The sequence below is a fragment of the Lapidilactobacillus bayanensis genome (assembly GCF_003946695.1).
In the GTDB taxonomy this organism is placed as follows: domain Bacteria; phylum Bacillota; class Bacilli; order Lactobacillales; family Lactobacillaceae; genus Lapidilactobacillus; species Lapidilactobacillus bayanensis.
Genome location: NZ_RHOX01000058.1, coordinates 1 through 1,780, shown reverse-complemented (window position 1 = coordinate 1,780; position 1,780 = coordinate 1). Strand labels below are relative to the sequence as shown.

Sequence of the window (1,780 nt, the reverse complement as noted above, 5' to 3'; positions counted from 1 at the left end):
CTTGAGAGTAGACCTCTCAAAACTGAACAAAGTTTCTATGCAGGTTCCGTTGGTTAGCCGACTTTTACCTCAACTAACCTTTTCCTTAGAAAGGAGGTGATCCAGCCGCAGGTTCTCCTACGGCTACCTTGTTACGACTTCACCCTAATCATCTGTCCCACCTTAGACGGCTAGCTCCCTTACGGGTTACTCCACCGGCTTCGGGTGTTACAAACTCTCATGGTGTGACGGGCGGTGTGTACAAGGCCCGGGAACGTATTCACCGCGGCGTGCTGATCCGCGATTACTAGCGATTCCAACTTCATGTAGGCGAGTTGCAGCCTACAATCCGAACTGAGACTAGCTTTTAGAGATTAGCTTGACCTCGCGGTCTCGCAACTCGTTGTACTAGCCATTGTAGCACGTGTGTAGCCCAGGTCATAAGGGGCATGATGATTTGACGTCATCCCCACCTTCCTCCGGTTTGTCACCGGCAGTCTCACCAGAGTGCCCAACTTAATGCTGGCAACTGATAATAAGGGTTGCGCTCGTTGCGGGACTTAACCCAACATCTCACGACACGAGCTGACGACAACCATGCACCACCTGTCTTAGCGTCCCCGAAGGGAACGTCCTATCTCTAGGATTGGCGCTAGATGTCAAGACCTGGTAAGGTTCTTCGCGTTGCTTCGAATTAAACCACATGCTCCACCGCTTGTGCGGGCCCCCGTCAATTCCTTTGAGTTTCAACCTTGCGGTCGTACTCCCCAGGCGGAGTGCTTAATGCGTTAGCTGCAGCACTGAAGGGCGGAAACCCTCCAACACTTAGCACTCATCGTTTACGGCGTGGACTACCAGGGTATCTAATCCTGTTTGCTACCCACGCTTTCGAGCCTCAGCGTCAGTTACAGACCAGAGAGCCGCCTTCGCCACTGGTGTTCTTCCATATATCTACGCATTTCACCGCTACACATGGAGTTCCACTCTCCTCTTCTGCACTCAAGTTCCCCAGTTTCCAATGCATTTCTTCGGTTAAGCCGAAGGCTTTCACATCAGACTTAAAAAACCGCCTGCACTCGCTTTACGCCCAATAAATCCGGACAACGCTTGCCACCTACGTATTACCGCGGCTGCTGGCACGTAGTTAGCCGTGGCTTTCTGATTGGATACCGTCACTATCTGGCCAGTTACTACCAAATACGTTCTTCTCCAATAACAGAGTTTTACGATCCGAAAACCTTCTTCACTCACGCGGCGTTGCTCCATCAGACTTTCGTCCATTGTGGAAGATTCCCTACTGCTGCCTCCCGTAGGAGTTTGGGCCGTGTCTCAGTCCCAATGTGGCCGATCACCCTCTCAGGTCGGCTACGTATCATCGCCTTGGTGAGCCGTTACCTCACCAACTAGCTAATACGCCGCGGGTCCATCCATAAGTGACAGCTTACGCCGTCTTTCAATTAAAAACCATGTGGTTTTTAATATTATGCGGTATTAGCATCTGTTTCCAAATGTTATCCCCCACTTTAGGGTAGGTTACCCACGTGTTACTCACCCGTCCGCCACTCGTTTGTTTTTAAATCTTTCGGTGCAAGCACCTCAATCAATAAAAACAAACTCGTTCGACTTGCATGTATTAGGCACGCCGCCAGCGTTCGTCCTGAGCCAGGATCAAACTCTCATATAAAAGTTTGTGACTCATAAATTAATTTACTAGCGAATTGACTTCGTTAATGTTTCTTTGTTCATTACATCTCTGCAATAAACCCTACATATTCTCGAAACTTTGTTCAGTTTTCAAAGG

The 1,780-nt window shown here is 49.4% G+C and carries 1 rRNA gene; it reads right to left on the bottom strand.

Annotation, left to right across the window (positions count from 1 at the left end):
* Window positions 1-89: 89 nt before the first annotated feature.
* Window positions 90-1,663 (bottom strand): 16S ribosomal RNA (locus tag EKM65_RS11055).
* Window positions 1,664-1,780 lie beyond the last annotated feature (117 nt).